This window comes from Nonomuraea sp. NPDC049684, assembly GCF_044465345.1.
Taxonomy (GTDB): Bacteria; Actinomycetota; Actinomycetes; order Streptosporangiales; family Streptosporangiaceae; genus Nonomuraea.
Window position 1 is genome coordinate 257,781 of the sequence record NZ_JBITLO010000008.1, and the last position, 26,416, is coordinate 284,196.

Annotated in this window: 26 protein-coding genes and 1 tRNA gene; 17 read left to right on the forward strand and 10 right to left on the reverse strand. The window is 73.0% G+C overall.

Annotation, left to right across the window (positions count from 1 at the left end):
- Positions 1-76: 76 nt before the first annotated feature.
- Positions 77-1,276, reverse strand: coding sequence for a hypothetical protein (locus tag ACIBST_RS25865; protein WP_397175225.1), 1,200 nt, complete (start codon positions 1,274-1,276; stop codon positions 77-79).
- Between the two features lie 112 nt (positions 1,277-1,388).
- Here ACIBST_RS25865 and ACIBST_RS25870 point away from each other — a divergent pair, with 112 nt between their 5' ends.
- Genes ACIBST_RS25870 through hutH form a run of 3 tightly spaced genes read left to right on the forward strand, consistent with a single transcriptional unit; the run spans position 1,389 to position 4,258 of the window.
- A complete protein-coding gene (locus ACIBST_RS25870) occupies positions 1,389-1,940 on the forward strand; it encodes a hemerythrin domain-containing protein (protein WP_387664948.1) in 552 nt (183 codons plus the stop codon).
- 44 nt (positions 1,941-1,984) lie between these two features.
- On the forward strand, positions 1,985-2,692 hold the full coding sequence (locus tag ACIBST_RS25875; RefSeq protein WP_397175227.1) for an ArsR/SmtB family transcription factor: 708 nt from the start codon (positions 1,985-1,987) through the stop codon (positions 2,690-2,692).
- A 15-nt stretch (positions 2,693-2,707) separates the two neighbouring features.
- Positions 2,708-4,258 carry a histidine ammonia-lyase gene (gene hutH, locus ACIBST_RS25880; protein ID WP_397175229.1) on the forward strand — a complete coding sequence of 517 codons (1,551 nt, stop codon included), beginning with the start codon at positions 2,708-2,710 and terminating at the stop codon, positions 4,256-4,258.
- Positions 4,259-4,268: 10 nt separating this feature from the next.
- On the opposite strand, the gene ACIBST_RS25885 is transcribed toward hutH, so the two are convergent.
- Positions 4,269-5,513, reverse strand: coding sequence for a Rid family hydrolase (locus ACIBST_RS25885; RefSeq protein WP_397175231.1), 1,245 nt, complete (start codon positions 5,511-5,513; stop codon positions 4,269-4,271).
- 21 nt (positions 5,514-5,534) lie between these two features.
- Here ACIBST_RS25885 and ACIBST_RS25890 point away from each other — a divergent pair, with 21 nt between their 5' ends.
- Genes ACIBST_RS25890 through ACIBST_RS25900 form a run of 3 tightly spaced genes read left to right on the forward strand, consistent with a single transcriptional unit; the run spans position 5,535 to position 8,259 of the window.
- Positions 5,535-6,452: a LysR family transcriptional regulator gene (locus ACIBST_RS25890; RefSeq protein WP_397175233.1), complete on the forward strand. Its 918-nt coding sequence runs from the start codon at positions 5,535-5,537 to the stop codon at positions 6,450-6,452.
- Between the two features lie 29 nt (positions 6,453-6,481).
- A complete protein-coding gene (locus tag ACIBST_RS25895; protein ID WP_397175235.1) occupies positions 6,482-7,432 on the forward strand; it encodes a chorismate-binding protein in 951 nt (316 codons plus the stop codon).
- Positions 7,429-8,259 (forward strand): aminotransferase class IV, encoded by an 831-nt coding sequence (locus ACIBST_RS25900; RefSeq protein WP_397175237.1) that lies wholly within the window; start codon positions 7,429-7,431, stop codon positions 8,257-8,259. The genes ACIBST_RS25895 and ACIBST_RS25900 overlap by 4 nt, the downstream gene beginning before the upstream one ends.
- A 47-nt stretch (positions 8,260-8,306) precedes the next feature.
- Here the strand turns inward: ACIBST_RS25900 and ACIBST_RS25905 are convergent, their stop codons facing one another.
- A complete protein-coding gene (locus tag ACIBST_RS25905) occupies positions 8,307-9,689 on the reverse strand; it encodes an LVIVD repeat-containing protein (RefSeq protein WP_397175239.1) in 1,383 nt (460 codons plus the stop codon).
- 82 nt (positions 9,690-9,771) lie between these two features.
- On the opposite strand from ACIBST_RS25905, the gene ACIBST_RS25910 reads away from it, so the two are divergent.
- The gene (locus ACIBST_RS25910) at positions 9,772-10,392 is read left to right on the forward strand and encodes a DUF305 domain-containing protein (RefSeq protein WP_397175241.1); all 621 of its coding nucleotides are present in this window, start codon (positions 9,772-9,774) and stop codon (positions 10,390-10,392) included.
- Positions 10,393-10,451: 59 nt separating this feature from the next.
- Here the strand turns inward: ACIBST_RS25910 and ACIBST_RS25915 are convergent, their stop codons facing one another.
- Positions 10,452-10,868 carry an SsgA family sporulation/cell division regulator gene (locus tag ACIBST_RS25915; protein ID WP_020547189.1) on the reverse strand — a complete coding sequence of 139 codons (417 nt, stop codon included), beginning with the start codon at positions 10,866-10,868 and terminating at the stop codon, positions 10,452-10,454.
- Between the two features lie 451 nt (positions 10,869-11,319).
- Between ACIBST_RS25915 and ACIBST_RS25920 the strand changes: the two genes are divergently transcribed.
- A tRNA-Val gene (locus tag ACIBST_RS25920) sits at positions 11,320-11,391 on the forward strand.
- Positions 11,392-11,687: 296 nt separating this feature from the next.
- Positions 11,688-12,812 (forward strand): alpha/beta hydrolase family protein, encoded by a 1,125-nt coding sequence (locus tag ACIBST_RS25925; RefSeq protein WP_397175242.1) that lies wholly within the window; start codon positions 11,688-11,690, stop codon positions 12,810-12,812.
- Here ACIBST_RS25925 and ACIBST_RS25930 read toward each other — a convergent pair.
- Together ACIBST_RS25930 and ACIBST_RS25935 are read right to left on the reverse strand one after the other, a co-directional pair.
- Positions 12,777-13,505 (reverse strand): response regulator, encoded by a 729-nt coding sequence (locus tag ACIBST_RS25930; protein ID WP_397175244.1) that lies wholly within the window; start codon positions 13,503-13,505, stop codon positions 12,777-12,779. The two genes, ACIBST_RS25925 and ACIBST_RS25930, sit on opposite strands and share 36 nt — an antisense overlap.
- Positions 13,502-14,662 (reverse strand): sensor histidine kinase, encoded by a 1,161-nt coding sequence (locus ACIBST_RS25935; protein ID WP_397175246.1) that lies wholly within the window; start codon positions 14,660-14,662, stop codon positions 13,502-13,504. Before ACIBST_RS25935 ends, ACIBST_RS25930 begins: the two co-directional genes overlap by 4 nt.
- 100 nt (positions 14,663-14,762) lie before the next feature.
- On the opposite strand from ACIBST_RS25935, the gene ACIBST_RS25940 reads away from it, so the two are divergent.
- Together ACIBST_RS25940 and ACIBST_RS25945 are read left to right on the forward strand one after the other, a co-directional pair.
- Positions 14,763-15,413 carry a hypothetical protein gene (locus ACIBST_RS25940; protein ID WP_397175247.1) on the forward strand — a complete coding sequence of 217 codons (651 nt, stop codon included), beginning with the start codon at positions 14,763-14,765 and terminating at the stop codon, positions 15,411-15,413.
- Positions 15,414-15,459: 46 nt separating this feature from the next.
- Complete coding sequence (locus ACIBST_RS25945) at positions 15,460-16,380, forward strand: carbohydrate binding domain-containing protein (protein ID WP_397175249.1); 921 nt, start codon at positions 15,460-15,462, stop codon at positions 16,378-16,380.
- On the opposite strand, the gene ACIBST_RS25950 is transcribed toward ACIBST_RS25945, so the two are convergent.
- On the reverse strand, positions 16,377-17,372 hold the full coding sequence (locus ACIBST_RS25950) for an RNA polymerase sigma-70 factor (RefSeq protein WP_397175251.1): 996 nt from the start codon (positions 17,370-17,372) through the stop codon (positions 16,377-16,379). The two genes, ACIBST_RS25945 and ACIBST_RS25950, sit on opposite strands and share 4 nt — an antisense overlap.
- 134 nt (positions 17,373-17,506) lie before the next feature.
- Between ACIBST_RS25950 and ACIBST_RS25955 the strand changes: the two genes are divergently transcribed.
- Together ACIBST_RS25955 and ACIBST_RS25960 are read left to right on the forward strand one after the other, a co-directional pair.
- Entirely contained in the window at positions 17,507-18,352 is an 846-nt protein-coding gene (locus ACIBST_RS25955) for an SDR family NAD(P)-dependent oxidoreductase (protein WP_397175253.1), read from the forward strand.
- Between the two features lie 96 nt (positions 18,353-18,448).
- Positions 18,449-19,630 carry an alpha/beta hydrolase family protein gene (locus ACIBST_RS25960; protein WP_397175255.1) on the forward strand — a complete coding sequence of 394 codons (1,182 nt, stop codon included), beginning with the start codon at positions 18,449-18,451 and terminating at the stop codon, positions 19,628-19,630.
- A gap of 79 nt (positions 19,631-19,709) precedes the next feature.
- On the opposite strand, the gene ACIBST_RS25965 is transcribed toward ACIBST_RS25960, so the two are convergent.
- Positions 19,710-20,540, reverse strand: coding sequence for a MarR family winged helix-turn-helix transcriptional regulator (locus ACIBST_RS25965; protein ID WP_397175257.1), 831 nt, complete (start codon positions 20,538-20,540; stop codon positions 19,710-19,712).
- 217 nt (positions 20,541-20,757) lie between these two features.
- Between ACIBST_RS25965 and ACIBST_RS25970 the strand changes: the two genes are divergently transcribed.
- From ACIBST_RS25970 to ACIBST_RS25985, 4 genes are read left to right on the forward strand one after another with little or no spacing between them, the layout of a single operon-like run.
- Positions 20,758-21,651 (forward strand): siderophore-interacting protein, encoded by an 894-nt coding sequence (locus ACIBST_RS25970; protein WP_397175258.1) that lies wholly within the window; start codon positions 20,758-20,760, stop codon positions 21,649-21,651.
- A gap of 7 nt (positions 21,652-21,658) precedes the next feature.
- Complete coding sequence (locus ACIBST_RS25975; RefSeq protein WP_397175259.1) at positions 21,659-22,552, forward strand: ABC transporter ATP-binding protein; 894 nt, start codon at positions 21,659-21,661, stop codon at positions 22,550-22,552.
- A gap of 9 nt (positions 22,553-22,561) precedes the next feature.
- Positions 22,562-23,542, forward strand: a complete 981-nt coding sequence (locus tag ACIBST_RS25980; protein WP_397175261.1) for an ABC transporter substrate-binding protein — start codon at positions 22,562-22,564, stop codon at positions 23,540-23,542.
- The gene (locus ACIBST_RS25985; RefSeq protein ID WP_397175262.1) at positions 23,539-25,584 is read left to right on the forward strand and encodes an iron ABC transporter permease; all 2,046 of its coding nucleotides are present in this window, start codon (positions 23,539-23,541) and stop codon (positions 25,582-25,584) included. The genes ACIBST_RS25980 and ACIBST_RS25985 overlap by 4 nt, the downstream gene beginning before the upstream one ends.
- Before the next feature lie 10 nt (positions 25,585-25,594).
- On the opposite strand, the gene ACIBST_RS25990 is transcribed toward ACIBST_RS25985, so the two are convergent.
- Complete coding sequence (locus tag ACIBST_RS25990; RefSeq protein WP_397175263.1) at positions 25,595-25,975, reverse strand: YbaB/EbfC family nucleoid-associated protein; 381 nt, start codon at positions 25,973-25,975, stop codon at positions 25,595-25,597.
- 10 nt (positions 25,976-25,985) lie between these two features.
- Entirely contained in the window at positions 25,986-26,375 is a 390-nt protein-coding gene (locus ACIBST_RS25995) for a YbaB/EbfC family nucleoid-associated protein (RefSeq protein ID WP_397175264.1), read from the reverse strand.
- Positions 26,376-26,416 lie beyond the last annotated feature (41 nt).

The window sequence follows — 26,416 nt, forward strand, 5'->3', positions numbered from 1 at the left end:
GGCCGCGTCCACCGCCCCGGAGCGGAACCCGGAGCGGAACCCCGGGCCAGGGGCGGGACCGCGGCGGGCGCCCCGGTCAGCGGCCCAGTTGCATGCCCGCCGGATGCGGCCCCTCCGTCTCCAGCCGGTACTCCCGGCCCGACACCGCCCGGTTGTCGTCGATGACCCGCTCCGACGGCGGCTTCTCCCCGCCCATGACCGCCTCCTGCATGCGCGTGAAGCGCTCGTGGGCCTCCTGGACGTACCCGGTGCCCAGCGTGGTGCAGTCGATCTGGGTGGCCAGCAGCTCCCGCAGGTACGCCTTGTTCGGCTCGAACGTCACCGGCGGCGGCAGCTCGGGAGCCAGCACCTGGTCGGGATCGCGCCCGTCGAACCGCTTGAACAGCTCGCAGGCCAGCCGCAGGTGCTCGATCTCCATGTTCAGGTGCAGCTCCCAGACGGCCTTCACCCTGGGGTCGGACTCGGTCTCCATGAACGAGTGGTAGAGGTAGCACTCGTTGTACTCGTGGTTGAGCAGCATCTCCCACCAGCTCTCGCCCGGGTCGACCAGCGACTCGTAGTGGGTGACGTGCTCCTCCTCCACCATGGCGATCTCCTGGTAGAGCTGCCGGGCGATCGGCTCCATGGCCAGCGGCCCGACGTTCATGTAGAAGTTCATGGTCTGCTGCTCGGCCGCCATGACGGTCAGGGCGTGCAGTTTCGACAGCGGCTCGGTGCGGTGCCGGTCGTACGGCTCGCGCACGTTGTCGACCGGGTCGCGGTGGTGCAGGTACGTCGGCCGCCCCGGCATGACCTCGGTGACCCCGTCCACGATCTTCTCGGCCTTGCGGTGCTCGATCATCTCGTAGAGGTTGGCGTACCGGTAGAGGTGGTCGAAGTCCTCCAGCACCCCGAACTGGTACGCCTGCGTCAGGTACGGGTCCGGCTCCATGCGCGCCACCCACGCCGTCAGGTCCACCGCGACCTGCTCGTAGGCGATGGTGGTCTCCAGCACGGACGCGACGCCGGGCAGCAGCCAGTTGACCGCCTTCTGCTGCTGCGCCTCGATGTGGCGCACCCGGGCGAGCTGCCGCTTCAGCTCCAGGTCGGTGCAGTGGCGGGCGAGCTGGTGGCTGAACAGGACCGCCTCGGTCTCGATGCCGTTCATCGTGATGATCCGGCAACGGGTGTACGGGTCGGCGTGGTCGGGATCGATGGGCGATGTGTTGAGCTCCCGCCAGTCGCGCAGCTGCTCGTCCAGCGGGATGCCCCGCTCCTGAAGTGGGTCGAAGGCCATGTCGCTGCGCCTACCCGCGGCCTGGTGGGGCAACCTCCGCGTTGCGTCGCCGAACGATCCGCGTTCGGTAAGGAGGCGCGTGCCCGTCCGGTGCCCGGGTAGGCCGCTGGACGTGGCTGAACACGATGTCATCGACGTGCTGATGGCCCAGCACGGCCAGATCAGGGACCTGTTCGACGAGGTGGAGCAGGCGCCGCCGGAGCGGGTGGAGGAGGCGTTCGAGCGGCTGATCCGCCTGCTGGCCGTGCACGAGACCGCCGAGGAGGAGATCGTCCACCCCTACGCGCGCAGGAAGGTGGACGGCGGCCCCGGCGTGGTGGCCGACCGGCTGGCCGAGGAGAACCGGGCCAAGCGGCTGCTCGTCGAGATCGACCGGGCGGGCGTGGACGACCCGGCGTTCTGGGAGAAGCTGGCCGAGCTGCGCACGGCGGTCACCATGCACGCCCGCAGCGAGGAGCGCTACGAGTTCGCCCAGCTCCGCCACAGCACCTCCGTCGTGGAACGCCGGGCCATGGCGGCGGCGGTGCGGGCGGCCGAGGCGGTCGGGCCGCTGCGGCCGCGTCCCGGGGTGGAGTCGGCGACGAAGAACGTGCTGATCGGCACGCCCCTCGCGCTGATGGACCGGGCCCGCGAGATCATCAGGAAGGCCCTGGGGAGCGGCTGACACTTCGTCCCCGGGCGAAATGTCCGTGCGTTAGCGTCGTGGGCATGGAGCACATCGCCCGCGACGCCGACATCGCGCCCGTCGCCGCGCTCATCGCCGACCCCACCAGGGCCGCCATGCTGACGGCGCTGCTCGGCGGCCGGGCCCTGGCCGCCGGCGAGCTGGCCAGGGTCGCCGGGGTGAGCGCCGCGACCGCCAGCGCCCATCTGGCCCGGCTGCTCGACGGAAGCCTGGTCGACGTCGTCCGGCAGGGCCGCCACCGCTACTACCGGCTGGCCGGGCACGAGATCGCCGAGGTGCTGGAGACCCTGGCCCGGGTGAGCGCCCGCCCGCCGGTGCGCTCCCTGCGGCAGTCCCGGCAGGCGCGCCTGCTGGAGGAGGCCCGCACCTGCTACGACCATCTGGCCGGACGCGCCGGCGTCGCCCTGCTCGACCGGCTCAGGGACGGCGGCTTCTACGACGGCCAGGACCTCACCCGCGACGGCGAACGGCTGCTGACGAGCATGGGCGTGGACGTCGAGGGCGCCCGCAGGACCAGGCGGCGCTTCGCCCCGGAATGCCTCGACTGGACCGAACGCCGGTCGCACCTCGGCGGAGCTCTGGGCGCCGCGATCACCGACGTCCTGCTGGAACGCGGCTGGTACCGGCGCGGCTCGGTGCCGCGCGCGGTGGTCCTCACCGACGAGGGCAGGGAGGGGCTGGCGGCGATCTTCCCGAGTAAGGAGCTAACATCGGGTACGCCGGTTACCTAAGCGAGAGAGACGATCATGCGCGACAACGGAGTCGTGAACGTCGGCCCCGAGCCTTTGAGCTTCGACGACGTCATCAAGGTGGCCCGCCACGGCGCCGCCGTGCAGCTCACCGACGACGCGGTGGCCGCCATGGCGGCCGCCCGCCAGCGGGTGGACGAACTTGCCGAGAGCCCCGTGCCCGCCTACGGCGTCTCCACCGGGTTCGGCGCCCTGGCCACCCGGCACATCGACCCCGCGCTGCGCGCCCAGCTCCAGCGCTCGCTGGTGCGCTCGCACGCGGCGGGCAGCGGCCCCGAGGTGGAGACCGAAGTGGTGCGCGCGCTCATGCTGCTGCGCCTGCACACCCTGGCCACCGGCCACACCGGCATCAGGCCGGGCACCGCCAAGACCCTGGCCGCGCTGCTCACCGCCGGCATCACGCCGGTCGTGCACGAGTACGGCAGCCTCGGCTGCTCCGGCGACCTCGCGCCGCTGGCCCACGTGGCGCTGACGCTGATGGGCGAGGGCGTCGTGCGCGACGCGGCCGGGGAGCTCCAGCCGGCCGGGGAGGCGCTCAAGCAGGCCGGCATCGAGCCGGTCGAGCTGGCCGCCAAGGAGGGCCTGGCCCTGATCAACGGCACCGACGGCATGCTCGGCATGCTCATCCTGGCCATCGCCGACCTCACCAAGTTGGTCAGGACCGCCGACATCAGCGCGGCGATGAGCGTCGAGGCGCTGCTCGGCACCGACCGCGTCTTCATGCCCGAGCTCCAGGCCCTGCGCCCGCACCCCGGCCTGGCCAGGTCCGCCGCCAACATGACCAAGGTCCTGGCCGGCTCCGGCGTCATGGCCAGCCACCGCGACCCGCAGGCGTGCACCCGCGTCCAGGACGCGTACTCGCTGCGCTGCGCCCCGCAGGTCGCCGGCGCCGCCCGTGACACGATCGCGCACGCCGCCACCGTGGCCGGCTGGGAGCTGGCCAGCGCCGTGGACAACCCGGCCGTGCTCGACGACGGCCGGGTGGAGTCCAACGGCAACTTCCACGGCGCGCCCGTGGGCTACGTGCTCGACTTCCTCGCCGTCGTGGCCGCCGACCTGGCCTCGATGTCCGAACGCCGCACCGACCGCTTCCTCGACGTGGCCCGCAACCACGGCCTGCCCGCCTTCCTGGCCGACGACCCCGGCGTCGACTCCGGCCACATGATCGCCCAGTACACGCAGGCCGCGATCGTCTCGGAGCTGAAGCGGCTGGCCGTGCCCGCCAGCGTCGACTCCATCCCCAGCTCGGCCATGCAGGAGGACCACGTCTCCATGGGCTGGTCGGCGGCGCGCAAGCTGCGCAGGTCGATCGACGGGCTGACGCGGGTGCTGGCCGTCGAGGTGCTCACCGCGGCCCGCGCGCTCGACCTGCGCGCCCCCCTGGAGCCCGCGCCGGCGACCGCGGCCGTGGTCAGGGCGCTGCGCGAGAACGTGCCCGCGCCGGGTCCCGACCGCTTCCTCGCGCCGGAGATCGAGTCCGCCGTGCGGCTGGTGACCGAGGGCGGCGTCGTGGCCGCGGCGGAGTCGGTCACCGGGCCGCTCGACTAGCCCGTCCCGCTCAGCGGGGGAGGGCGACGATCAGGTCCATCTCCATCACCAGCCCCGGCCGGAACAGCTTCGACACCTCGACGGTCGTGCTGGCCGGGGGAGTGCCGGTGACGTACCGGTTGCGCACGTCCCTGAGCTGGACGATGTCGTCCATGTCCGTCAGGTACGTGCGGATGAAGGCGACGTCCCGCCAGGTCGCGCCCTGGTCGGCCAGGATGCGCGTGGTGACCGCGAAGATGTGCTCGGCCTGGTCCTTCAGCGAGCCGGGGGCGACCACCCGCCCCTGCTCGTCGAAGGCGGCCTGGCCGGAGACGTAGAGCATGTCGCCGACCCGCACGGCGTGCGAGTACGCGCCGTTCGTGGCCGGGATCGTCGACAGGTTCAGCGGCACCGCCCGCGCGGCGGGGGCAGCGGGCGCGGTGTCGATGCCGGTGCCGGTGCCGGTGCCGGTGTAGGGGCCGCCGCCGACGTGCCCGGCCACCGCCGTCAGATCGCGCTCGCCCAGCCCGGCCGCCCGCGCCTCCTGCAGGCGCCGCCGGGCGGCCGTGGCCATCGACGCGCCCTCCCACGCCGCCAGCTCCAGGTCCTTGGCGGCCAGGCCGAGCGAGTAGCGGGTCTCGGCGGCGGGCGTGCGCAGCCGTTCGGCGACCTGGCCGAGCGGCGTGCCGGCCAGCACGTCGAGCAGCGCGTCCCGGTCCACGCCGTGCGCCGCCCCGTACGCCAGCGTCTCGGCGACCAGCACCTGCGCGGGCACGATCGCGCTCATGACGGCGACCTTCATCGCCGCGCCGGACCCCAGCGGCCCGGTCTCGCGCACGCCGCCGAAGACCGACAACACCTCGCGGCAGCCCGACACGTCACCACCGGCCAGCACCACCAGCGAGCCGTCGGCCGCCGGGCCCACGCTGCCCAGCACCGGCGCGTCCACCAGCGCCACCGACGCGGGCAGCAGCGCGCGCAGCTCGAGCACCGCCTCCGGGCCGATCGTGGACATCTCCACCACCGTCGCGCCGGGCCGCAGACCGGGCAGCGCGGCCGTCAGCACCTCGCGCACCGCCGCCGGATCGCTGAGCATGCTGATCACCAGCTCGGCGCCGTCCACCGCCTCAGCGACCGTCACACCGGCCCCACGCCGCCACGTCGTCACCTTGTGCCCGGCCTCCACGAGTCGCCGAGCCATGGGGACGCCCATGCGTCCCTGTCCGAGAAATGCAATCACGGGAACAGTCAACAGGGATGCGAGGTATTCCACCACCGACTAGATTGCATGGCAGCCATGCATGAGACGAATGCCTTCGACCTCCAAGCCCTCCGCCTCTTCGACGAGGTGGCCAGGAGCGGTTCCTTCACCGCCGCCGCCGAGCTGCTCGGCTACACCCAGTCCGCGGTCTCCCGGCGCATCGCCGCGCTGGAACGGTCCGGCGGCGGCCCCCTGTTCGAACGCCTGCCGCGCGGCGTGCGCCTGACCCCCGCCGGCACGGCCCTGCACCGGCACGCCGTCGCCGTGCTCGACCGGCTGGCCCGCGCCGGCGAGGAACTGGCCGCCATCCACGCCGGGCGCGGCGGCACGCTGCGCGTGGGCGCGTTCGCCACCGCCAACGTCGACCTCATGCCGTCCACGCTGAAGCGCTTCCTGGCCGCCCATCCCGGCGTCGAGCTGCGGATGACCGAGGCGCTGACCTCGCGGCTCATGGAACGCCTGCACGCCGGGGCGCTCGACGTGGCGGTGATCAGCGACTACCCGGCCGGGCTGCCCGCCGAGGACGCCCGGCTCGTCCGGCTCTGCCAGGACCGGCTGCTCGTCGCGCTGCCCGCCGGACACCCGCTGGCCGCCGAGCCCGACGTGGACCTGCGCGATCTGGCCGAGGAGAGCTGGATCGAGGCCGCGCCGCGCGGGCAGCCGACGCCGCTGGTGGCCGCGTGCGCCGCCGCCGGGTTCACGCCGCGCGGCGGGCTGCGGGTGGCCGAATGGTCGGGCAAGTTCGGGTTCGTCGCCGCCGGGTTCGGCGTGACGCTGGTGCCGGAGCTGGCCGCGCGGGCGGTGCCGCCGAACCTGGTGCTCAAGCCGCTGCGCGAGACCACCCCCGTCCGCACGGTGTACGCGGCCCTTCCCGAGGTTCCCCTGCCCTCGGCGCTGGAACTGGTCGAAATGCTGGGACAATGGGAGATGTGTACGACGGTTTCGCCCACTTAAACGGTCAGCTCGCCACCGGACTCCGCGACGTGACGACCGACCTCGCCGCCCTCGACGGCGAGGGCTGGTGGGCCGTTGTCGTCGACTACGAGGGCAAGGCGACCTGCGCCCGCTTCGACCGCGTGCGCCCGTCCGCGCTGCCCTCGCCCAGGAGCCCTTGGCACGGTCCACGACCGGGCCAGTGGCATACCTCGCTCGACCGGGCCGCCTACGAGCGCGGCGTGCGCGCGATCCGCGACCGCATCGAGCGGGGCGAGGTCTACCAGGCCAACCTCTGCCGCGTCCTGTCCGCTCCCGTCCCGCCCGGCGCCGACCCGCTGGCGCTGGCCGCGCGGCTGGCCGAGGGCAACCCGGCCCCGTACGCCGCCGTCGTCGACGTGCCCGGCCTGAGCGTGGTGTCGGCCTCGCCGGAGCTCTACCTGTCGCGCGAGGGCGACGTCGTGGAGTCCGGCCCCATCAAGGGCACCGGCGTCACCGCCGCCGACCTGCTGGAGAAGGACTACGCCGAGAACGTCATGATCGTCGACCTGGTCCGCAACGACCTGGGCCGGGTCGCGGCGGTCGGCTCGGTCGAGGTGCCCTCCCTGTGCGCGGTCGAGGAGCATCCGGGTCTCGTCCACCTCGTCTCCACCGTGCGGGCCAGGCTCGCGCCCGGAGCGGGCTGGCCGGAGCTGTTCGCCGCCACTTTCCCGCCCGGGTCTGTCACGGGCGCGCCCAAGTCGTCCGCTCTGCGCATCATCAATGAGCTCGAACCGGTCCCCCGGGGGCCCTACTGTGGTGCCGTGGGCTGGGTCGACGCCGACCGGGGCAGGGCGGCGCTGGCCGTGGGCATCAGAACATTCTGGATCTCAGCAGGCGAGATCCGCTTCGGCACCGGCGCGGGCATCACGTGGGGCAGCGACCCCGCGCGTGAATGGTCCGAGACCGAGCTGAAGGCGTCCAGGCTCATCTCACTGGCATCCTCAGGAGGAAACGCATGAACATCCCTGTCTGGGTCAACGGGGAACTGATCGACCCCGCGCAGGCCACCGTCTCCGTGTTCGACCACGGGCTCATGGTCGGCGACGGCGTCTTCGAGACGATCAAGATCGTCGACGGTGAGTCGTTCGCGCTCACCCGGCACCTCGACCGGCTCACCCTCTCGGCCCAGCGCATGGACCTGCCCGAGCCCGACGTCGAGGCCATCGCCGAAGGCGTCGGCAAGCTGCTGGCGGCCGCCCCCGCCTGGTCGCTCGGCCGCATCCGCATCACCTACACCAGCGGTCCGGGCCCGCTCGGCTCCGACCGGGGCAACCAGGGCACCACCTCGATCGTCATCATCGACGAGCAGAAGCCGTTCCCCGAGACCGCCAACGTGGCCGTCGTCCCCTGGCCGCGCAACGAGCGCGGCGCGCTGTCCGGCGTCAAGAGCACCTCCTACGGCGACAACGCCAAGGCCCTGCTGCACGCCAAGAACCAGGGCGCCGGAGAGGCGATCTTCGGCAACCTCGCGGGCGACCTGTGCGAGGGCACCGGCTCCAACATCTTCATCGTGCGCGACGGCCGCCTGATCACCCCCACGCTCGCCTCCGGCTGCCTGGCCGGCGTCACCCGCGCGCTGGTGCTCGAATGGTGCGGCGGCGAGGAGACCGACGTCCCGCTGCAGGCCCTGTACGAGGCCGAGGAGGCGTTCCTCACCTCCACCACCCGCGACATCCAGCCGATCAGGCTGGTCGACCGGACCGAGCTGCCCGCCGCGCCCGGCCCGATCACCGCCAAGGCCATGCGGATCTTCGCCGAGCGCGCCGCCGCCGACCTCAACCCCTGACCCGCCCTCGACAGGGCCCCGCCTCCGGGGCCCTGTCCCTTCATCCGTCAGTACGACTTCTGCGTCTGTACGTTGAAGTCGGCCATCTTCACCTGCTTGGCCGGATCCGTGATCGGGTCGTCGATGCGCAGCACGTCCAGGCCCTCGCGCATGTCGCTGGAGTAGATGTAGCCGTTGTAGTAGTAGGCCGACCATGAGCCGGCGATGCCGCCCTCCGGGTACCGGCGCCGCTCGAAGAAGCCGATCTCCTTCGGCGCGGCCGAGTCGGTGAAGTCCCAGATCGACACCCCGCCCTGGTACCACGACTGCACCATGACGTCCCGGCCCTTCACCGGGACCAGCGAGCCGTTGTGGGCCACGCAGTTCTCGTCCTTCTCCTGGTTCCGCGGGATCTTGAAGTAGCCGCGGCGCTCCAGCTTGCCGTTCACCAGGTCGTACACGGCGTCGGCGCCCTTGGTGCGCGGCGTGCCGGGGTCGCAGGTGGCCTGGCTGCCGCCGCCCAGCTCGTCGCCGAAGACGACCTTCGTCGCGTCGTTGTTGAACGTCGCCGAGTGCCAGATCTGGAAGTTCTCGGTGTCGCGGATCTGCTGGATCACCCGCGGCTTGACCGGGTCGGAGATGTCGAGCAGCACGCCGTCGCCGAAGCAGGCCGCCGCGGCGAGCTTCTTCTCCGGGTAGGCGGTGATGTCGTGGCAGCCCGCGAACATCTCGGTGTTCTGCTGCTGGGAGAAGATGTTCGGCTGCGCCACGACCTTGGCGGACCTGGGGTCGTCGAGCGGGATCTCCACGATCTGGATGTTCTGGTGCGGCGCCGGGCACGTCTGCGAGTCCGGCTCGGGGCCGGGGGAGGAGACGTAGACGTAGAGCTTGTCGTCCGCGGGCACCATGGTGTGCGTGTGGGAGCCGCAGTCCGTGCGCACCGCGCCGACGTAGCGGGGGCTCTTCTTGTCGCTGACGTCGAACAGGCGTAGGCCCTCCCAGGCGCGGGAGGTCTCGCCGGAGTCGCAGCCCTCGCCGTCGCGCGGCTCGTCGATCGACAGGATCAGCAGGTCGCCGTGCACGCTGACGTCGTTCTGCTGCGCCGGGCAGGACACCTGGCTCACCGTCTTCGGCTTGGCCGGGTCGCTGATGTCGTAGATCGTGAAACCGGCGAAGTTCCCGACGAACGCGTAATCGCCCTGGAAGGCCAGGTCGGTGTTGAAGTCGTCGTCCCCGGCGAACGGGCCGGAGCGCGGGACGTTCGCCACGTGCTTGACGTTGGCGCTGGTCAGCACCTCGCCCGTGCCTGACGCCGTGCCGGACGCCGTGCCGCTCTCCTGCGCGGAGGCCGGCCCCGGATCACCGGCCGACGGCGGCTCCGCCGCGCACGCCGAGGCCAGCAACAACGCCGCGCACAACACCGCTCCGCGCAACTTGGCGAAGATCAACACGCGTCCCCTTTAACTCTCGTGGCTCACTATGGAAGTTATGCCAGCACGTTGGTGGCCGCGTACGATCTCCATCACAGTTGTGATGACATTTGCGCTTTCGGCCTGTTCTCAGCCGTCCGTCCCGGACATCCCGGTCGTCGGGACGGACGCCCCCGTCCTGGTGCCCGCCAGCCCCGGAGCCCCCGCCCGGACGGCGACCCCCGGGGAACGCGTCGGCCCGAGCCCGGCCCCCACCCTCGCCGCCGACGTGCGCTTCGCCGAGGCGATGATCCCGCACCACCGGCAGGCGCTGGAGATGACCTCCCTGGTCGAGGCCCGTACGACCACCCCGGTCATCCGCGCGCTCGCCCGCTCGATCACCGCCGCCCAGACCCCCGAGATCAGGTCCATGACCGTCTGGCTCGCCGAACTCGGCCGCCAGGCCCCCGACGGCCACGACCACGGCGCGGCGGCCGGCTACGGCATGGCCACCGAACAGCAGCTGAACGCCCTGCGCGGGGCCAAGGGAGCCGCGTTCGACCGGCTCTTCCTGACCCTGATGACCAGGCACCACCAGGGCGCGGTGAAGATGGCGGGGGAGGAGCTGGCCGGCGGCCGCGACTACCGCATGCGCCTGCTGGCCAGGGACGTCTACTCCGGCCAGAGCATCGAGATCGAACGCATGCGCCAGGCCGCGACCACGCTCCCGTCCCTCCCGTCCTGACGCCGCACATGCCTAGGCCCCGGCGTCGGGGTGGACGCCGGGGCCTCGGGTGCGCTGGTTCAGGACGGCCAGAGCATGTTGGTGAGCTCGGCGTCCAGGTCCATGAAGTCGGTCTCGCGCCCCGCCGGCACCTTCTCGTACGTCCGGTGGAGGAACTCCGTGAGGGGGGCCAGCGGCACTTCGAAGAGCGCCTGCCCGAACGGCGAGGTGAGGCTGATGTGCAGGGTGCGCTCGCCATCGGCGCGTGCGGGCCACACCTGCACGTCGCCGTCGCCGACCCGCCGCACGATGCCTACGGTCAGCAGTTCACGAGCAAAGATCCACTCGACCGGCTCGTCGTTCCCTACGTGGAAGGCCATGCGGATGGCATACGGATCGTCGGCTGTGTAGCTCAGTCCGGCGAGCAGGGGGACGGTAGTACGGTCGGGGACCACTAGCCGAAGGCCAAGCTCGGCGGAGACGGTGGTGCTGTTCATCGTCAGCCAAACCTTTTCGTCGTAGGTCCCCTCTTCGGGGCTTTCACTGCTCTGACGGACTTCGTCCTGAGCTATGACGCGGAACGAAGAAACCTGTAGGAAAGATTCCGCCTCAAGGGCCTTCTGTAACGCACATCACAGCTGGACATTTAGGCATCTACCTGGCTAAACGGCATCAATCGGGTCGTATTTGCGAGGGTTTTGCTGTTGTAGAGCCTGCCCCGACGGGCTCGACCAAGAACGTTTCTACCGAAAAGATCGCGATCGGTGTCTTCCGGGACACGACGATGGTATGACACCGACCCACCACGCCGACGGGCAACCGCCGCCTTTCGCTCGAATCCCTCGCGCCCGGAGCTCCCGAAGATCGCCCCGCGACCGCTCCGTTTCGCCACCACCCCGAGAGTGCGGTATGGTTTTCCCCGTCAGCACCGCAAGGCGCCGACAGGGCGGGCGATTAGCTCAGCGGGAGAGCGCTTCGTTCACACCGAAGAGGTCACTGGTTCGATCCCAGTATCGCCCACTCGCAAGACGCAGGTGAAGGGGTTTCGGAGATCATCCGAAGCCCCTTCTCTCATTTCCGGGGGCGATGGGGGCCAATCCGGGAGCCGTCCCATTTGGATCTCCACGCGTCGGCTGCTCGCCGTAGGCTCAGTGGACGGTGCCGGGTGATCAGTCGCGCCGGGATCCGGCGGGGCCGGGGGCGGGTGCGCGTCATCCCTGAAGACGATCTCCGTTGAGCGCTACCCTCCTGGGTTGAGCCGGAAGTCCTCCGTACGTCAGAGGCGATCGTCGTGTGCGGTTGGCACCGTGAAAAGGGTGAAACGTGCACTCATCATCACCGCCCTGGCTCTCACGCTGGCCGGCTGCGGCTCCGCCCCGCCGCAGCGTCTGACGGTGCCGAAGCCGACGGGCCCGCATCCCGTGGGTACGGTCTCGGTCCACCTGGTGGATCAGTCCCGCGCGGATCCCTGGAACGGCTCCGGCCGGAAGCGGGAGCTCATGGTCAGCCTGTGGTACCCGGCCCGGGACGTGGGGGCCCACCCGGTCGCCCCCTGGATGCCGAGGGCGGCGGCGGACCGGTACCTGAAGATGAACGGCCTGGAGCCGGGCTCGGTGCTGCTGGACAGGACCGACGGCCACGAGGGCGCGCCCGCCGACACGAGCCTGGGCGAACTGCCGGTCGTCCTGTACTCGCCGGGCGCCAACGCCTCCCGCGCCTACGGGACCGGCGTCGCCGAGGAGCTGGCCAGCCGGGGGTACGCGGTGGTCACCGTCGATCATCCCTATGACGCGGCGGTGGTGGAGTTCCCCGGCGGCCGGGTGGTGACCGGGCCCGAGGTGACCGACTTCGCCAAGGCGGTCGAGGTCCGGGTGGCCGACGTGCGGTTCGTCCTGGACAGCCTGCCCGCCCTGGAGGAGAAGCTGCCCGGACGGAACGGCAGGCCGCTCTTCGACCTCGCGCGGATCGGGATGTTCGGGCATTCGCTCGGCGGCGCGGCCACCTCCTCGGCCATGTACGCCGACCCGCGGATCAAGGCCGGGCTCGGCCTGGACGGCGCCGTCTTCGGCAAGGTGGCGAAGTCCGGCCTCGACCGGCCGTACATGGTCGTCGACACCGACGGGAAGGGCGGCATGGCCACCAATCCGACACTGCGTGCCTTCTGGGACGGGTTGCGGGGCTGGCGGCTCAACGTGACGCTCAAGGGGGCGGCGCACAACTCCTTCGGCGACGACGTCCTGCTCATCCCCATGTCGGCCGGGCCGCTGGGGCTGGGGAAGGAGCAGCTGGCGGAGGTCGTCGGGACGATCCCGGCCGAGCGGGCGCTGGCCTTCCAGCGCGCCTACCCGACGGCCTTCTTCGAGCAGACGCTGCGCGGCCGTCCGCAGGCGTTGCTGCGGGGCCCGTCAGCAGCCTTCCCAGAGGTCTCCTACCGCCGCTGACGGCGCCCGCCCGCCGGCGGTGACCACGCCGCCCTCGTAGGCGGCGATGACGAGCTGGGCCCGGTCGTGCGCGGCGAGCTTGGCCAGCAGGCTGCGGACATGGGTCTTGACCGTCGCCTGCCCGATGCCGAGCCGCTCGGCGATCTGCGGGTTGGTCAGCCCCCGGGCCACCAGCACGAGCACCTCCCGCTCCCGGCCGGACACCTGCGCCAGCCCCGCCGTCAGCCCCGCCGTCAGCCGGGCGGGGGTCGCGGCGGGCTCGCGCCGGGCGAACTCCGCGATCAGCCGCGTGGTGACCGACGGGGCCAGCAGCGCCTGCCCTTCCCCAACGATGCGCAGCGCCTCCAGCAGGCCGGCGGGGCCGGTGTCCTTGAGCAGGAATCCGCTGGCTCCGGCGCGCAACGCCCCGTAGACGTACTCGTCGAGGTCGAACGTGGTCAGCATCAGCACCCGTGTTCCGGCGGTCGCCGGGTCGGCCCGGATCAGCTCGGTGGCCTTGATCCCGTCGAGGCCGGGCATGCGGACGTCCATGAGCACCAGGTCGGGACGCAGGTCGCGGGCCAGTTCCACGGCCTGCTGCCCGGTCGCGGCCTCGCCGGCGGTCGTCAGGCCGGGGGCGGTGTCGATGAGCCTGCGCAGGCCCGCGCGCAGCAACGCCTGGTCGTCGGCGATCAGTACCGTGAACGTGCTCACTCCTCGTCCTTCCCGGAACCGCCCGGCAAGGGCAGCCGCGCGCGGACGGCGAATCCGCCGCCGGGCTCCGGCCCCGCCGAGAACGTCCCGCCGTAAAGGATCACCCGCTCCTCCAGACCGGCCAGCCCGTGACCTCCCGGACGCGGCGCGCCCCCGCGGCCGTCGTCGACGATCTCGACCACCACCTCGCGCCGCGCCCGGGTGAGGACGGCCACCCGGCACCGGGCCGGGCCGGCGTGCCTGAGCACGTTGGTCAGCGACTCCTGCACGAGGCGACGGACGACCAGGGCCGCCTCGCCGCCGAGCGCGAGGCCGGGCTCGACGTCGAGCTCCACCCGCAGGTGACCGTCCGGGATCGCCGCGACCAGCTCGCGCAGCGTGTCCGGCAGGTGCGGCTCGCCGCCTTGCTCGCCGCCTTGCTCGCCGGAGGCGTCGCGGAGCAGGCCCAGCAGGCCGCGCAGGTCCGTGAGCGCCTTCCTGCTGGTCTCCTCGATGATCGACAACGCCTCGCCGGCCTCCTCGGGATGCGTGGCGGCGACGTGGTTGGCGATGCCGGCCCGCATGGAGATCAGGCCCATGCTGTGGGCGACGACGTCGTGCACCTCGCGAGCCACCCGCAGCCGTTCCGCCGTCGCCGCGGCCTGCGCCGACCGTGCGACGGCCTGCGCGGCGTACGCGCGCTGCTCCCGTACGGCGAGCCCGATCGTCCAGGCCAGGCCGAGCAGCAGCCAGGCGAATCCGCCCGCCGAGGCCGCCTCCGTCCAGGAGGGGGCGCCGATCGCGGCCCCGGCGGCGGTCACCGCGAGCGCGGCCACCAGCGCCGCCACCGCCGTCCGGCGCGTCGCCAGCAGCGCCACCGCGTGCAGGGCGAGGGCCAAGGGCACGAACGCCTCCTGCCACCCGGCGAACGGCGCGAACCCCGCCGCCACCAGGACCACCGCGCACACCGGCACCGGCCACCGGCGCCGCACCGCCGTCGGCAGGCAGGCCAGCGCGATCACCGGCACGGCCACGAGGGGCGGCACCCGGGCGGACCCGGGCGCCAGCACCGCCGGCACCGAGAACCCGGCGGCCAGGACGGCGGCCGCGAACACGTCGACGGCGACCCAGTGTCCCGGCCGCAGCCTGCGCGCGATCAAGGGACGCCGTTCGGCCATGCGCCCACCCTAGACGGGCCGGCCACGGCGGAGTCCGCGATGCCGCCCGGCCCGGGAAACGAGGTGAGGGCGGGCGGCTGCGCGATCTAGGGGGGCGGGCATGTCGTACGTGCTCCGCGGCGTCGTCGGTGAGTTCGACCGTCTCCGCTCCCTGTCGGGCGAGGTGCCGCAGGCTGTGGTGGCGCCTTTGAGGCAACGCCTGGGGCTCCTGCCGGTGACCGGCGAGTGGCAGGAGAGCGGGCAGGTCACGCGCATGCCCCCGGGGTTCGCCGGGAGGCTGGAGGACTGGTCACGCGGCGGCCGTGTCGCCTACGTGGAGGCGGACTTCTGGGGTGGCGGCGGCAGCCAGGCCGCCGCCCTGTGGGAGAACGGCCGGCGGAGCTGGGGGCCCGAGCACGCCTCGATCCGGGTCGGACCGCCGCACGACGACTGGCCGATCAACGCCGTGCTCGCGCGTCTCGGAGCGGTCAGGGCGGGCGCGGCGGGCCTCTTCGACGCGGTCGGCCTCGGACGGGAACGCGACATGGAGGGGTGGCGCCGGGCGGGCCTTGAGGCCCTGGACGCCCCCGGCTACGACGCCTGGGAGGCCGCATGCCGCGCCAGGCAGGAGGCCGACGCCCGCGCCGCCGCCGAACGTGACAGGTACGCCAGGCGGGCGGACGTCCCGGTCGTCCTCGACGGCAGGACGGTGCGTGATGCGCGCCGCGGCGACTTGGCCCAACCAAAAGGCCGGGAATTGGCTCTAGGTTGACGCCGATGTCGCCTCCCTAAGATCCACGATCATGAATTCTCATCCGATGCGTCTCATCGCCGTGGGCGCCTTCGTGGCGATGGCCGCGGCGGCCGCCCCCGCCCCCGCCTACGCCGCCGCGCCCGCCGGCGACGTCGTGGTGAACGGCTCGCTGGACAGCGGGGTCAAGGGCTGGTGGGCGTCCAAGAACACCCCGATCGAGGTGACGGGCGGGCGGCTGTGCGCCGAGGTGCCCGCGGGCGGTGACAACGTGTGGTCCGCGATGGTCGGGCAGAGCGGCATCGACGTCCGGGCCGGCCAGACCTACCAGTTGAGCTTCGAGGCGACCGCCACGAGGACGACGAGGATCAGGTCGCTGGTCCAGGGCGGCGACGCGAAGCCCGCCGCGATCGTGGACGGCTACCCCGAGGTAGGCGTCAGCTCCAGGAAGTTCACCTACGCGGCCACGGCCAAGGTGTCGGACTCGGAGGCCCAGGTGCTGTTCCAGGTGGGCGGCGCGGACGCGCCGTACACGTTGTGCCTGGACAATGTCTCTCTCGTGCCCGTGCACCAGAGCGTCGTGAACGGCTCGCTGGACAACGGGGTCAAGGGGTGGTGGGCGTCCAAGAACACGCCGATCGAGGTGACGGGCGGGCGGCTGTGCGCCCAGGTCCCCGCGGGCGGTGACAACGTGTGGTCCGCGATGGTCGGGCAGAGCGGCATCGCCGTGGAGGCCGGGAAGACGTACCGGCTGAGCTTCAAGGCGTCGGCGACGCGGCCGGTGAAGATCAGGTCGGTGGTCCAGGACAGCGGCGCGAAGCCCGCCGCGATCGTGGACGGCTACCCCGAGGTCGGCACCGGGTCCAGGACCTACGCCTACCAGAACACGGCCAAGACCACGGACCGTGAGGCCCAGGTGCTGTTCCAGGTGGGCGGCGCGGACGCGCCGTACACGCTGTGCCTGGACGACATCCTGCTCACCGACTAGAACGCCGGGCGCAGCGGTCCTGCCCCGGCGGACCGCTGTGCCGGCTGTCGAGGTTCGTCCGGCGCGTCGCCGCCCGGCGTCGCCGCGCGTGCCCGCTGCTTCTCGCGGATGACCGCCTGGGCGTCGGCGACGGGGCCGAGGTGCCGGAGCTTGTCGGGATTGACGATCGAGCGGATGGTCTGGACGCGTCCGTCTGCGATGTCGAGCGCCCAGATGCCGGCGATCCGGCCCGCGCGGTCGCGGATGATCGCGCCCGGTCGGCCGTTCACCTCGTGCGCCTCCAGCACCGCGCCGATCTGGGCGAGCGGCGCGACGGCGACGGACAGCACCCGGGCCACCTTCGCCAGGCCGAGGACGGGCAGCGTGCCGCCGATCTTGCCGCCGCCGTCGTTGAGCAGCCGGACGTCGGCGGCCAGCAGCTCCCGCAGCCCTTCGACGTCCCCCTCCCTGAGCGCGCCGAAGAAGCGCCCGGCAAGCTGGTCCCGCGACCGGCGATCGGCTTCGAAGCGCGGACGGCCCGCGTCCATGTGGCGGCGCGCCTGCACCGCGAGCTGGCGGCAGGCCGCCTCCGACCGCTCCACGGCGGCGGCGATCTCCCGGTAGCTGAAGGCGAACACCTCGCGCAGCACGAAGACCGCGCGCTCGAGCGGGCTCAGCCGCTCCAGCAGGATCAGCGCAGCCATCGACACCGAGTCGGCCAGCTCCGCCGACCGCTCCGGGTCCTGGTAGGGGTCGGTCAGCAGCGGTTCGGGGAACCACGGCCCGACGTAGGTCTCGCGCCGGACGCGGGCCGAGCGCAGCACGTCGATCGAGATCCGGGTCACCGTCGCCGACAGGAACGCCTTGGGCGAGTCGGGCCGGGCCGCGGCGCCCTCGTAACGCAGCCAGCTCTCCTGGACGGCGTCCTCGGCTTCGCTCACACTGCCCAGGATCCGGTAGGCGATCGCGAAAAGCAGCGGCCGTAGCTCCTGGAACTCCTCGGTGCGGGTCACGCCGACCATTGGTATCACCACGGCTGGACAAAGGCGACAAAGTGTCGCAGGTCACACTCGGCCGAGCTCACATCCGTGCGGGGCTGTCTCGTCCAGGGGGTGTAACAGCTGAAACCGGCGCCAAGGAGCACATCATGCAGAAGGTCTGGTTCGTCACCGGCTCGTCCCGCGGCCTGGGCCGCGCCTTCGTGGCGGCCGCCCTGTCGCGCGGTGACCGGGTCGCCGCCACCGCCCGGAGCACCGCGAGCCTGAAGGAGCTGGCCGACGTCCACGGCGACGCGGTGCTGCCGCTGGAGCTGGACGTCACCGACAGGGCCGCGGTCTTCGACAGCGTGCGGCGAGCCAAGGAGCACTTCGGCCGGCTCGACGTCATCGTGAACAACGCCGGCTACGCCCAGGTCGGCGCGGTCGAGGAGCTGACCGAGCAGGAATTGCGCGACCAGCTGGAGACCAACCTGTTCGGCGCGGTGTGGGTGGTCCAGGCGGCGCTGCCGTACCTGCGCGAGCAGCGCTCGGGGCACATCATCCAGCTCTCCTCGGCGGCCGGGGTCATCGCCATGCCGCTCGGCGGCGCCTACCACGCCTCCAAGTGGGCCCTGGAGGGCCTGAACGAGGCGCTCGCCGGCGAGGTCGCCGAGTTCGGCGTCAAGGTGACCATCGTCGAGCCCGGCGGCTTCGCCACCAGGAACGGCAACAACCCCGACCCGCTCGCCAACGGCCACCTGGCCACGACCGACCCGGCCTACGACGGTCTCCGCCGGCGCCTCGGCGCGATGGCGGGCAAGATGCCCGCGGGAGACCCGGCCGCCGCGGCGCAGGCGCTCCTGAAGCTCGTCGACTCCGCCAACCCGCCGGTGCGGGTGCTGTTCGGCAAGGGCTTCTACCCGCTGATCCAGCAGGCCTACGCCGACCGGCTCAGGACGTGGGCCGACTGGCAGGACCTCGCGATCGAGGCGCACGGGCAGCTCCAAGCCGGCTGACCGGCCTGCTCGGCCCTGACCCCTGCCAAAAGTAAGGGTCCGAGCCTGCCTTTCGGGCATGTGGGGGGTGGTGGCGTGATTCCTACAGTTCTTCGCATGATCAGAACTCGCCGTAACCCCGCCGCCCTCCTCCTCGCCCTCGCCCTGGCCCTCCCGGCGGCGGCCGCGGCGCCCGCCGCCGCCACCGCGGGCGGCTCCGACGTCCGCGTCGCGATCCCGCACCCCACCGGCCGGTACGAAGTGGGTCGCGACACCCTGCATCTCGTCGACGCCGGCCGCCGCGACCCGTGGATGCCCGCAGCCGCCCGCGAGCTGATGGTCTCGGTGTACTTCCCGGCGCGCACCGGCGGGAGCGCGGCGCCGTACATGACCGTCGAGGAGGCCCGGCTGCTGCTCAAGGGGCAGAGGCTCGACACCGTCTTCAAGCCCGAGCAGCTCGCCGACGTCACCACCAACGCGCACCTGGACGCCCGTCCCGTCGGCGGCCGGCACCCCCTGGTGGTGCTCTCCCCGGGGTTCACCCTCAACCGGGCCACCCTGACCACGCTCGCCGAGGACCTCGCCTCCAAGGGCTACGTCGTCGCCCTCGTGGATCACGCCTACGAGTCGTTCGGCACGACCTTCCCCGGCGGCCGGACCCTGACCTGCCTGGCGTGCGAGACGGTGGAGAGCGCCCCCTCCGACGAGGCGGAGAAGGAGCTGATGGCCAAGGCCGCGGTCAACCGGGCGGCCGACCTGTCCTTCGTGATCGACCGGCTGACCCGTCCCGCGCGGTCCGCCCCCGCCTGGAGGCACTGGCAGATGATCGACCCGCGCCGGATCGGCGCCGCCGGCCACTCGCTCGGCGGCAACGCCGCGGCGAGTGTCATGGCCGCCGACCGGCGGGTCCGCGCCGGGGTGAACCTGGACGGCTCGTTCTTCGCCCCGGTCGCGGTCTCCGGTCTCGGCGGGCGGCCGTTCCTCATGCTCGGCACCAAGGTCCAGCACTCGCCCGGCGCCGCCGACACCACCTGGACGCGGGACTGGCCACGCCTGGGCGGCTGGAAGCGCTGGCTCACCGTGGCCGACTCCGGCCACTTCACCTTCATCGACCTGCCCATCCTGGGCGGCCAGGCCGGGATCGTGGACCCCGCCGCGCCCTTGCCGGGCAAGCGGTCAGGCGAGATCACCACGTCGTACGTCGGCGCCTTCTTCGGCCGGCACCTCCGCGGCGAGCGGCAGCCCCTGCTGGACGGCCCGTCCGCCGCCAACCCGGAAGTGGCCTTCCAGAACCCCTGAGGCCGGGCCGGTCGCCTGCGCTGGTGGCCTCCTCGACGTGGATCACGAGCGGCTCGGGGCGTTCATGGCCGCGTCCCCTTCAGTGGTCGGACTCCGATGCCGCGGCGGCGATCGGTTCGAGCTCCGTGACCAGCTCGTCCAGCTCGTCCGGGCTGAGCACGTCGAACGCCGGCGCGGCCAGCTCGTCGGTGAGCGCCTCGATCCGTTGCTTGGTCTCGCGGCCGGCGTCGGTGAACCCGCCGGCGGCGTCCACGAGGCCGCGGTCGCGCAGCCCGTCGATCACGGCGGCCAGCCGGGCCTTGGGCAGGTGGTGGATCCGGCCGAACTCCTCCGCCCGCATGCCGAGGGAGAGGGCCACGAGGACGTGGGCCTCGGTGCCGCCGATGCCGTGGGCGAGCAGGGTGGCGTTGTGGCCGTCTCCGCGGTGCTCCCGCAGCAGCGTCGCCGCGTGCCAGAGCCTGGCCACCGGCTCCTCGGGCACGTCGAGCGCCCGCAGCCCGGCGTACAGGGGGCGGCCCTCGGTGGGCGCGCTGACCGCCGCGCGGGTGGCGAGGTCGGCGGCCCGCGCCAGGCCGGGGGAGCCGGCGAGCTCGCCGATCCTCTGCCGCAGGGCGGCGGTGCTGCCCTGCTCGCGGATGGTGATCGCCTCCTGCGGGGTGATCTTTCCCCACACCCAGGGGATGTGGCGGGCCACCTCGCCGTCGGCGAAGTTGTAGAAGACAGCGTGGACCACCTCGGCCGGCGCCAGGCCCAGGGGGGCGGCCCGGCCGGCGAAGTAGCCGTCCCAGTAGTTGCGCATGCCGACGGCCAGGAACGCCTCGTTCGCCACCTCGGAGAAGGTGGCGGTGGCGATCGGCTCGACGAGCTCGAACATGCGGTGGATCCTGGCCTGCGGGTGGCGGTGCTGCATCGGTCGGCATCTCCCGGGTCGTGACGGCTGCTCGTGAGCGACTGTTCACCCTGACCACGAACGACGCGACCGGGATCCGACAACTCCGACCAAGATTTTTCCGGCTCGGATGTGATCTACGTTGTAAAGGCGCTGTGCCGGGCCGCGTGAGGGCCCCCGGGTTTCCCGATCGGAGCATTCAATGTAGGTTAGGCTAACCTAACTAAGGAGCTCTGTGGTGGTTGATCCTTTTCGTGCCTTCGACGTCCGGGTTCGGGGACTTCGGCGGCTGAGCCCGTCATTCCTCCGCGTCACCTTCACCGGGGACGACCTGCACGAGTTCGCGGACAACGGCTACGACCAGCGCGTCAAGCTGGTCCTGCCGACCCCCGGCGCGGGCGTGACGCGATTCCCGCGCGGCGCCGACTGGTTCAAGCAGTGGTACGCCCAGGGCGACCAGCGCAACCCGCTGCGCACCTACACCGTCCGCGCGGTCCGCCCCGAGGCCGCCGAGGTCGACATCGACGTCGTCCTGCACGACGACTGCGCCGGGCCCGCCGGACCGGCCGCCCGCTGGATCGCCGCCTGCGAGCCGGGCTCGGCGGCGGCGATCTTCGGCCCGAACGGCCTCTACGACGGCTTCCACGGCGGCCTGGAGTTCCGGCCGCCGGCCGGCTTCGGCACCGTGCTGCTCGCCGGTGACGAGACCGCCGTCCCGGCGATCGTCGGCATCCTGGAGCGCCTGCCGGCCCATGTCACCGGGGAGGCCCTGCTGGAGGTGCCGCACGAGGAGGACGTCCTCCCGGTCGCCGGGCCGTCGGGCGTGCGGGTCACCTGGCTCGCCCGCGGCGACGCTCCTTGGGGCGCCCGCCTGGAGCCCGCCGTGGCGGAGGCCGCCGCCAGGCTCCTTCCCCCGGGCGCGGCAGGCGCCGAGCCCGAGGAGATCGACGTCGACGCCGAGATCCTCTGGGAGATCCCCGAGAACGGCGACGGCCCCTGCTACGCCTGGCTGGCCGGCGAGGCGGCCGTGATCAAACGGCTGCGCCGCCACCTGGTCTCCGAGCGCGGCATGGACCGCAAGGCCGTGGCCTTCATGGGCTACTGGCGTCAGGGCCGCTCCGAGGACGCGTGAGCCCGCCATGACGACCGACCCCCTGCTCCCGGCCCCCACCGCCCCCGCACTCACCGGCCCTCCACTCACCGGCCCGGCCCGCACCGGCCCCGCGCTCGACGGTCCCGCGCTCTCCGGTACCGGACTGTGCCTCGGTTACGCGGGCCGTCCCGTCGTGGACGGCGCCTGCATCAGCCTGGCCGCCGGCGCGGTCACCGCCCTGGTCGGCCCGAACGGCAGCGGCAAGTCCACCCTGCTGCGCGCCCTGGCCCGGCTGCACCGTCCCGACTCCGGCGAGGTCCGGCTGGCCGGCGGCGCCGACGCCCTGGCCCTGTCGGCCCGCGACTTCGCCCGCCGGGTGACGCTGCTGGCGCAGAGCCGTCCCACCCCGACCGGCGTGCGCGTCAGGGACGTGGTCGGCTACGGCCGCCACCCCCACCGCGGCCGCTGGCGCGCGGGCGACCCCGGCGGCGAGGCGGCGATCGAGCACGCCATGGAGCTGACCGGCGTGCGCGCCATGGCCGCCCGCGCCGTGGACGAGCTGTCCGGCGGCGAGATGCAGCGCGTGTGGCTGGCCACTTGCCTCGCCCAGGACGCCGGCGTGCTGCTGCTCGACGAGCCCACCACCTTCCTCGACCTGCGCTACCAGGTCGAGCTGCTCGAACTCGTGCGCGACCTGGCCGACCGGCACGGTGTGGCCGTCGGCGTCGTCCTGCACGACCTCAACCAGGCCGCCGAGATCGCCGACCGGGTCGTGCTGCTCCAGGGCGGCCGGGTCCGCGCCGACGGCGCGCCGCCCGAGGTGCTCACCGAGGACCTGCTCACCGAGGCCTACGGCATCCGCGTCGAGGCCACGATCGACTCCCGCACCGGACTGGTCCGCACCAGGCCGCTGGGCCGCCACCTGGCGATGAAAGGCTGAAAGATCCCCATGCGTTCCCTCCCGGCGGTCATGGCCGCCATGCTGCTGCTGACCGCCTGCGGCACGACGGAGCCCCCCGCGGCCCCCGCTGACCCCGCGGCTCCGGAGCCGTCGGCGGGCGCCGCGGCCCCGATCACCGTGACCGACGCCCGCGGCAAGCGGGTCACTCTCGACAGGCCCGCGACCCGCGTGGTCGGCCTGGAGTGGGGGGAGGTCGAGATGCTGGTCGCGCTCGGCGTCCAGCCGGTCGGCGCGGCCGACGTCAAGGGGTACGGCACCTGGGTCACCGCGGCCCCGCTCGACGCCTCCGTCAAGGACGTCGGCACCCGCCAGGAGCCCAGCGTCGACTCCATCGCCGCCCTCCAGCCGGACCTCGTCGTCATGGAGTCCGACGACTCCGCCCTCGTCGGCCAGCTGGAGAAGATCGCCCCGGTCATCGTCGCCAAGGGCAGCGACGCCGCCGCGAACCTCACCCGCATGCGCGACGACCTCACCCTGCTGGCCACCGCCGTCGGCAGGACGGAACAGGCGACCAAGGTGATGGCCGACTTCGACGCCGCGATGGCCGACGGCAAGGCCAGGATCGCCGCCTCCGGCGCGGCCGGGCAGAAGTTCATGATGGCCGACGGCTGGAAGGACGGCAGCAAGATCGCCATCCGCCCGTTCGGCAAGGGCGCCCTGGTCTCCGACGTGGCCGAGCGGCTGGGCCTCGCCAACGCCTGGACCGGCGAGGTCGACAAGCAATGGGGCCTCGGCAACACCGACGTCGAGGGCCTGACCGCGGTCAAGGACGAGAACCTGCGCTTCTTCTACAACGCCTCCGACGGCGTCGACGTCTTCGCCGGCCTGGCGGGCAACGCGCTGTGGAAGTCGCTGAGCTTCGTCAGGCGGGACCAGATCACCAGACTGCCCGACGGCATCTGGACCTTCGGCGGCCCCCTGTCGTGCCGGCAGTTCGCCGACGCCCTGGTGAAGGCCTACGCCGGGTGATCACCGCAGTCGAGGCCCCCGCGACGCCGCTGCGCCGGCTCGGCGTCGCGGGGGCCTTCCTCGTGACCTCGGCCGTCATCGCGGCCCTCGCCGCGCTCCACCTGACGCAGGGCACCTCAGGCACCGACCTGTTCGCCCTCGACGAGCAGGCGATGAACGTGCTGGTCGCCTCCCGGCTGCCGCGGCTGCTGGCGGCCGTCAGCGTCGGCGTCGCGCTCGGCGCGGCGGGCGCGCTGCTGCAGTCGGTCGCCCGCAACCCGCTGGCCTCGCCCGACACCCTGGCCGTCAGCAACGGCGCGTACCTGGCGGTCGTGCTGGCCGCCAGCTTCGGCCTGAGCCTGCCGGCGTTCCTGGCCGGCGGCCTGTCCTTCCTCGGCGGCCTGGCCGCCGCCGCCCTGGTGCTCGCCCTGTCGGCGGGCGGCAGGACCGGCACCACCCGGCTGATCCTCGCCGGCTCGGCGACCGCGCTGGCCCTGCAGTCGGCGACGACCCTGCTCATGATCCTCTTCCAGGAGGAGAACACCGGCCTGTTCGCCTGGGGCAGCGGCTCGCTGGTGCAGAGCGACCTCGGCGGCGTCACCCAGATGGCGCCGGTCATCGCGGTGGCGATCGGGGCGGCCGTCGCCCTCGGCTCCCGCCTGGACATCCTCGGCCTGGGCGACGACACCGCCTCGGTGCTGGGCGTCGACGTCCGGCGGCTGCGGCTGACCGTCGTCGTGCTCGCCGTCCTGCTCTCGGCGGCCGCGGTCACGGTGGCCGGGCCCGTCGGGTTCGTCGGCCTGTGCGCGCCGGTCGTCGTCCGTCTTCTGGCCCGGCGGCTGCCCGAGCTGGGGCGGCACCGCGTCCTGGTGCCGCTGTCGGCGCTGGCCGGGGTGGTCGTCCTGCTCGCCGCCGACATCGCGCTGCGCTTCGCGCTCGGCGCGCAGGCCGGGGTGGACGTGCCGCCGGGCGTGGTGACCGCGATGCTGGGCGCGGGCGTGCTGATGTGGCTGGCCCGCCGGCACCGCGACGCCGGCCCGGCCCGGCGGCCGCCGACCGTCCGCGCCGCCGGGCCGGGCCGCGCCGCCTTCGCGGTGATCCTGCTGTCCGGTACGGCGCTGCTCGTCGGCGCCGTCGTGCTGGGCCTGCTCGGCGGCGACACCTGGCTGCTGCTCGGCGACGTCGCCAACTGGCTGGGAGGCAGGACCGGCAGGGCCCTGACGTACGTGCTCGGCCAGCGCTGGCCGCGCGTCGCGGCGGCGGTCCTGGCCGGTGCGGCGCTCGCCGTCTCCGGCGCGGCCTTCCAGGCCGTCTCCCGCAACCCGCTGGCCGAGCCGGGGGTGCTCGGCGTCACCGCGGGCGCGGGCGCGGCGGCCGTCGCGACGCTCACCCTCGTGCCCATGGCCGGGATCGCCGCGGTGTCCGGCGCGGCGGGGGTCGGCGCGCTCGCCGCCTTCGCCCTGGTCCACCTGCTGGCCTGGCGCGGCGGGCTCAGCTCCGACCGGCTCGTGCTCATGGGCATCGGCGCGCACGCGCTGTTCAACGCGGTCACCGTGCTGATCATCGTCAGGTCCGACCCCTGGAACACCGCCAAGGCGCTCACCTGGCTCTCCGGCTCCACCTACGGGCGGGTTCCGGCCCAGCTCCTGCCGGTCGCCGTGGCGCTCGCGCTCTTCCTCCCGCTCGCGCTGTGGCTGCGGCGCGACCTCGACCTGCTAGCGCTCGACGAGGACACGCCCCGGGTGCTCGGGGTGCCGCTGGAACCCGTGCGGCTGCTCGCGCTGGGCGGCGCCGTGCTGCTCACCTCCACCGCGGTCTCGGCCGTCGGCGTGGTGGGGTTCGTCGGGCTCGTCGCCCCGCACGCCGCCCGCGCGCTCGTCGGCGGCGGGCACGTGCGGCTCCTGCCCGTGGCGGCGGTGCTCGGGGCGGTGCTGGTCAGCCTGGCCGACACGCTGGGCCGTACCGTCATCGCGCCCGCCCAGGTGCCGGCCGGGCTGGTCACCTCGCTGCTCGGCACGCCGTACTTCGTGTGGCTGCTGTGGCGCTCACGCGCCAGGTCCTAGCGGGGCGGGTTCAGGGCCAGTCGGCGCCGAGCAGCCGTTCCAGCTCGGCCTGCGTCCGGTCGGGGTCGTAGCCGGGGACGGCCTCGCACATGAGGTCGTGGGTGCGCCGCCGGACGTCGGCGGCCGCCGCCCGTACCGCGGCGAGCGTCTCCTCGGCCAGGTCCTGGCCGCCCAGCCGCAGGGCGCGCCGGTCGTAGCGGACGTCGAGGACGCGTCCGTCGGCGTCGACGGTCACCCGCACGTGGCCCGAAGGCCCCTCGCCGGTGCCGATGACGGCCCGCAGCTCGTCGTGGGCCGACTCCAACCAGGCCAGCATGCGCTCGCCCCGGCGGGCGGCCTCCTCCAGCTCGCGTTCGCTGATGTTGGCGGGGTCGATCTCCGGCCCGAACACGCTTGGCCTCCTAGTAAAGGTCGTTGATCGCCTGCTCGACCCGCGCGCGCACGAAGGTCTCGTCCAGAGGCGCGGGCACGGCGGCGGTGGCGTCCCGCACCCCGTCGGCGATCTCTTGCGCCCGGCGCGCGGCGTCGTCCTGGGCGGCCCGCAGCACCTCGGCGGTCTTCCTGCCGAGCGTGGCCTCGTCCAGGCGTAGCGCGCGCGGGTCGATGCGCAGGCGGGTGGGGACGCCGTGGCCGTCGGCGTACGCCTCGACCAGCCCGTCGTCGCTCTCCGCGCGGCCCTCCACCCGGCCGATGGACGCCCGCGCGTCGTGCAGCGCCCGGATGGCGCGGCGGCTCTGGGCGACGTACTGGTGCAGGTACTCGGCGTCGTCCCCAGGTGCGGGTGAACGCATGTCGAACCTCCGGCAGTCAGTCACGTGAACGTTCAGTGTAG

Excerpts from the sequence above, each read along its gene's own strand:
- ACIBST_RS25900 (WP_397175237.1), top strand. The coding sequence starts at position 7,429 with ATGAACATCCCTGTCTGGGTCAACGGGGAACTGATCGACCCCGCGCAG.
- ACIBST_RS25910 (WP_397175241.1), top strand. The coding sequence starts at position 9,772 with ATGACATTTGCGCTTTCGGCCTGTTCTCAGCCGTCCGTCCCGGACATC.
- ACIBST_RS25975 (WP_397175259.1), top strand. The coding sequence starts at position 21,659 with ATGACGACCGACCCCCTGCTCCCGGCCCCCACCGCCCCCGCACTCACC.
- ACIBST_RS25980 (WP_397175261.1), top strand. The coding sequence starts at position 22,562 with ATGCGTTCCCTCCCGGCGGTCATGGCCGCCATGCTGCTGCTGACCGCC.
- ACIBST_RS25865 (WP_397175225.1), bottom strand. The coding sequence starts at position 1,276 with ATGGCCTTCGACCCACTTCAGGAGCGGGGCATCCCGCTGGACGAGCAG.
- ACIBST_RS25890 (WP_397175233.1), top strand. The coding sequence starts at position 5,535 with ATGCATGAGACGAATGCCTTCGACCTCCAAGCCCTCCGCCTCTTCGAC.
- ACIBST_RS25915 (WP_020547189.1), bottom strand. The coding sequence starts at position 10,868 with ATGAACAGCACCACCGTCTCCGCCGAGCTTGGCCTTCGGCTAGTGGTC.
- ACIBST_RS25875 (WP_397175227.1), top strand. The coding sequence starts at position 1,985 with ATGGAGCACATCGCCCGCGACGCCGACATCGCGCCCGTCGCCGCGCTC.
- ACIBST_RS25945 (WP_397175249.1), top strand. The coding sequence starts at position 15,460 with ATGCGTCTCATCGCCGTGGGCGCCTTCGTGGCGATGGCCGCGGCGGCC.
- ACIBST_RS25965 (WP_397175257.1), bottom strand. The coding sequence starts at position 20,540 with ATGCAGCACCGCCACCCGCAGGCCAGGATCCACCGCATGTTCGAGCTC.
- ACIBST_RS25935 (WP_397175246.1), bottom strand. The coding sequence starts at position 14,662 with ATGGCCGAACGGCGTCCCTTGATCGCGCGCAGGCTGCGGCCGGGACAC.
- ACIBST_RS25940 (WP_397175247.1), top strand. The coding sequence starts at position 14,763 with ATGTCGTACGTGCTCCGCGGCGTCGTCGGTGAGTTCGACCGTCTCCGC.
- ACIBST_RS25995 (WP_397175264.1), bottom strand. The coding sequence starts at position 26,375 with ATGCGTTCACCCGCACCTGGGGACGACGCCGAGTACCTGCACCAGTAC.
- hutH (WP_397175229.1), top strand. The coding sequence starts at position 2,708 with ATGCGCGACAACGGAGTCGTGAACGTCGGCCCCGAGCCTTTGAGCTTC.
- ACIBST_RS25960 (WP_397175255.1), top strand. The coding sequence starts at position 18,449 with ATGATCAGAACTCGCCGTAACCCCGCCGCCCTCCTCCTCGCCCTCGCC.
- ACIBST_RS25955 (WP_397175253.1), top strand. The coding sequence starts at position 17,507 with ATGCAGAAGGTCTGGTTCGTCACCGGCTCGTCCCGCGGCCTGGGCCGC.